The 3,451-nt window shown below is 37.5% G+C and carries 7 protein-coding genes; all 7 read right to left on the bottom strand.

From position 1 onward, the window contains the following. Positions 1 to 341 precede the first annotated feature (341 nt). The 7 genes from E1163_RS01635 to E1163_RS01605 all read right to left on the bottom strand — a co-directional run bounded on the left by E1163_RS01635 (position 342) and on the right by E1163_RS01605 (position 3,353). Positions 342 to 971 carry a hypothetical protein gene (locus E1163_RS01635; RefSeq protein ID WP_155168795.1) on the bottom strand — a complete coding sequence of 210 codons (630 nt, stop codon included), beginning with the start codon at positions 969 to 971 and terminating at the stop codon, positions 342 to 344. A 1-nt stretch (position 972) separates the two neighbouring features. Then, complete coding sequence (locus tag E1163_RS01630) at positions 973 to 1,374, bottom strand: hypothetical protein (RefSeq protein ID WP_155168793.1); 402 nt, start codon at positions 1,372 to 1,374, stop codon at positions 973 to 975. A 7-nt stretch (positions 1,375 to 1,381) separates the two neighbouring features. Next, positions 1,382 to 1,567: a helix-turn-helix domain-containing protein gene (locus E1163_RS31625; protein WP_155168791.1), complete on the bottom strand. Its 186-nt coding sequence runs from the start codon at positions 1,565 to 1,567 to the stop codon at positions 1,382 to 1,384. Between the two features lie 188 nt (positions 1,568 to 1,755). Next, positions 1,756 to 2,163 (bottom strand): hypothetical protein, encoded by a 408-nt coding sequence (locus tag E1163_RS01620; protein WP_155168789.1) that lies wholly within the window; start codon positions 2,161 to 2,163, stop codon positions 1,756 to 1,758. A 94-nt stretch (positions 2,164 to 2,257) separates the two neighbouring features. After that, on the bottom strand, positions 2,258 to 2,350 hold the full coding sequence (locus tag E1163_RS31620) for a polymorphic toxin type 24 domain-containing protein (RefSeq protein WP_425482663.1): 93 nt from the start codon (positions 2,348 to 2,350) through the stop codon (positions 2,258 to 2,260). A gap of 278 nt (positions 2,351 to 2,628) precedes the next feature. After that, positions 2,629 to 3,057 (bottom strand): hypothetical protein, encoded by a 429-nt coding sequence (locus E1163_RS01610; protein WP_155168787.1) that lies wholly within the window; start codon positions 3,055 to 3,057, stop codon positions 2,629 to 2,631. Between the two features lie 59 nt (positions 3,058 to 3,116). Beyond that, positions 3,117 to 3,353, bottom strand: coding sequence for a hypothetical protein (locus E1163_RS01605; RefSeq protein WP_155168785.1), 237 nt, complete (start codon positions 3,351 to 3,353; stop codon positions 3,117 to 3,119). Between the last annotated feature and the right edge of the window lie 98 nt (positions 3,354 to 3,451).

The raw sequence follows: 3,451 nt of genomic DNA, 5'->3' as shown, positions 1-3,451 counted from the left end.
TTTATCTGCGGGTTATATAAGCATATTATGCAAAATAGCCCCACTAGGCAGCCCTGTCCTTCCGTTCGTTACGCACTGCACCAGATAGGGGAAAACATCGTTGTTGTCAGGGCTGTATTCAGCACTCATGAAGACCCGCAAAAATGGACTAAACGTAAATAACCTCTTACTCCTGTGCCCATTCCGATATGAAAAAAGCCCGGGCTATTTACCCAGGCTCCTATATCTCTCTAATATTCAATCCTCTGCAATAAATCCATACCGGGCGGACGCCCTACTTCATTATAGGTCTAAGGATCGCTACGCTAATCTACGACCAGTAAGAAGGGGTAAAAAGTTATTTATTTGCTGTTTAATACTGAACTCAAATCAACACCTAAAAGCTTAATCTCGTATGGATCATGAGTAAATTTATATACTCGCTTTTCGGTATCTATTCCTATAAAATCACCATCCTCTAAATCTTTCAAGTGATAATACTTTTTGCCTTCTAGCTCAACTTCATATACTTCAGAAGGGTTGATAAGCTTTAACTCAGACTCATTGAATAAATTCTTGACATTCTCAAAATCAAGATTATTCAAATAGACTTTTTTTACACCATCTAATTTTATTTTATTGATGTTGAATTTTGGTTTGTCTGACGCAGGTGTAGAATAACCACAAATCAATCCATGAGTGGTATAAATAATAAAATCAATATATTTTGACAAAATCTCATCATACACCTGAATACCTTCTATTGAAAAGTCTTCTTTAGTTTCATCTAAGTACTTTTCTGCAACATCAGGAGTATATTTAAAGCCTATATAATGCGATGGATCATTGGAGTATATACGTACACCTCTTAACAATCCATCTTTTAATTGATTCCTGAAACTTATGAAATTGTCATCTAACGCCTGAAAAACTTCTTTCATTAAGATTACTTCCCAATCCTTAATTTTTGTCCTTTTAAATAGCCCTAACATATCAATTCCCAAATTTACTAAACCAATTATACTGCTTAAAAAAACCTACTTCACTCTTTAAACCGGCTCTTAAAAACCTAAACCTATGACTGTCTATAATTGAGTGTTGAATAGTGTTTAATTTCCATACATTAACTCCATTATTTACCAGCCAATTAGGTAAGTTATATGCTCTTTGAGTCCTCTGAGTAATAAAAATATGAGCAAATTCTGTGCTTACTCTCTGTTGTACTATTTGCCCAGCAGCATTAGTTGTCTTAATAAATTCTAAAGTTTGGGTTCCCCCTCTTGCTGCTTTATACTTTGCAAATGATTTACCACCTCCTTTCGCTAAGGCTTTAATAGCCCCTTTGCCAGCAGCCGTCACAATGGATTTGATCAAGAAGACATCTGAAATAGCCAATCCGGCATTAAGTACAGCGCGGCTGTAGTCCCCTTGCTGAGCCCAATAGATTGCATCCCTCCCTGAACCCCAGTAAGGCATCAGCCGAGACGCCAAGTGCGTTGGCAATCTCTTTTAAAGCGTTGGCCGGAGGAATGCTTGTGCCGAGTTCATATCTTGAAAGACTTTTTAGGGAGTGACGACCTGGTAACAATAAAAGATATAGAGCTACTTAAAAAAGGTCATTCAAAACATGGAAGATGAGACTAAAAGCATGATCAATAAATTCCTCGATCTCGCTATCCGTGATTTTAAAGCGAAGCAGGCTTACTCCTCATAAAACAAAAAAGCCCGGGAACATCCCCAGGCTGTTCTAATCTCTACTGCTTCTCGCGTTATCAGCTACAAGTTAGAATCAGAGGTATCAACAGAAGTTTTGCTGAGTATAATACTATCCGCCCAAAACTCCATCATCTGTCCTTCATAAAATTCTAAATAAAAGTACCCTTTTCCGTCTTTTGAAAGATCAAGCAATTCTCCATTAACAACTGCTCTCCCCCTATATAAGGTGTCTATTGTTAAGACCGCGACATCTTCTGCATTAAAAAAAAGTGTTTTAACTATATCTACCTTATTAAAACAAAGCTTCAACATTAAATCTTCATTAATTTTTTTAAAGAACAATATTAGAGTTTCATCCTCAAATAATATTCTAGTACAATCAAAGTCATTATGAAAATCGTAATGCTGATTATCATAATCATTTTGAGATAAATCCTTGAATAGCTCTATATTTCTTGAATACATCATAGCTCTAGTAACCAAGTTTTTCTATATACTTTCTAATCATCCTTATTTCTTGTTGAGTCATGGAATCAGCTTCCTTTGAAGCTCGGGTAATACTTCAAAGCTGACCTTGAAAGAAATTCTTTTTATAAATCTGCACATGTGGAGTTTCTACTAATGCATGCGCCTTTCCCATTAAGTCATATCTGATTTGTTTAAACGGAGTTCTTATAGTAATCGAATTTTTCCCTATCCGGGCAGAAAGTGCAGCTGCTTATTTGGCTCTACTTAAATTATTTAGTTGTTGAAGAATTTGCTTCATGTTAACACCAGGAACCGGAGGGCTTGAAGCCGAAGTATAGGGGTCGTCAGAAGATGAAGAGGCATTAAACTGACTCATGAACAACTCTTTAAGGCTCATAAGTACCACCGCGGATTCAAAAGCCGCTCTATCCTGGGCTGCCTGATAATCTGTAGAAAGATTTGTATTTACTGGAACTCCTGGGTATTCGTAGCAAATAGGTGTCCTCCTTCGTCTTCCACAAACTTTTGACCGATTTGCACATCACCATCCAACACCCTAACTCTTTCTCCCCCTATGGTTTCGTAGTGATAGCCTGTGTTCTTGCCTCCGTTATTGTCCACCCAAAATCCTCTTCTACCATTATGGGTATCGTATAAGTCCCGGCTCCCATCACTGTTTACCCTATATAGAAAGCCTCCCAAGTCGGTCAAACCCATGGCCAACCCCTGCCTGTAGGTATCACTTCCACCATTAGCAGACCAATCGCTGTAACGAATTCCATCAGCCCAATGATTTCCTACCCCTTTGCTCTCTTTTTCACCACTTTCCGCTGTCCATACTTTCCAGTTCGGAACATCATTTTCAGCGCTATATGTCAGTTTAAGGCAACCCATTTTTTTACTGCTGCCCAAGATATGACTTTATTTTTTCAGTTGAAAAGATTATGGATAGGCTATTCTTCTTTATCTTCCTCTGCTCTTTTAGATATTTGGATGCTAAAATTGCCGTTGAGTCCTAACATGTTTTCATAAACCTCGTCTAGGTGTTCATTCTTATCCATGTATTCCTTTATATCGACTTCTTTCCCCAGATGTCTTTCTATTCTGTTGATTTTTCGCATGAGTTGAACTTGTGCTCCAAAGATGAACTCCAAAAGTTCGCGATCTGACATTTCGTCTAGTTTTTTCATAGTATATTATTTTAAAGTTACTATTCCCATGAAGATAAGCTTTTCAAGGATTTATCAACCCCCATTCCAAGCTAAGTTACATAACATGCCCTTATATA

This window comes from Fulvivirga kasyanovii (genome assembly GCF_009711405.1).
GTDB classification, from domain to species: Bacteria; Bacteroidota; Bacteroidia; order Cytophagales; family Cyclobacteriaceae; genus Fulvivirga; species Fulvivirga kasyanovii.
Note: the sequence above shows the minus strand (reverse complement) of the source record. Positions and strands in the feature narration are given on the sequence as shown.

Bases quoted from the DNA above. Each gene is read 5' to 3' on its own strand.
- E1163_RS01610 (WP_155168787.1), bottom strand. From the start codon at position 3,057: ATGGGTTGCCTTAAACTGACATATAGCGCTGAAAATGATGTTCCGAAC.
- E1163_RS01620 (WP_155168789.1), bottom strand. From the start codon at position 2,163: ATGATGTATTCAAGAAATATAGAGCTATTCAAGGATTTATCTCAAAAT.
- E1163_RS01605 (WP_155168785.1), bottom strand. From the start codon at position 3,353: ATGAAAAAACTAGACGAAATGTCAGATCGCGAACTTTTGGAGTTCATC.
- E1163_RS01635 (WP_155168795.1), bottom strand. From the start codon at position 971: ATGTTAGGGCTATTTAAAAGGACAAAAATTAAGGATTGGGAAGTAATC.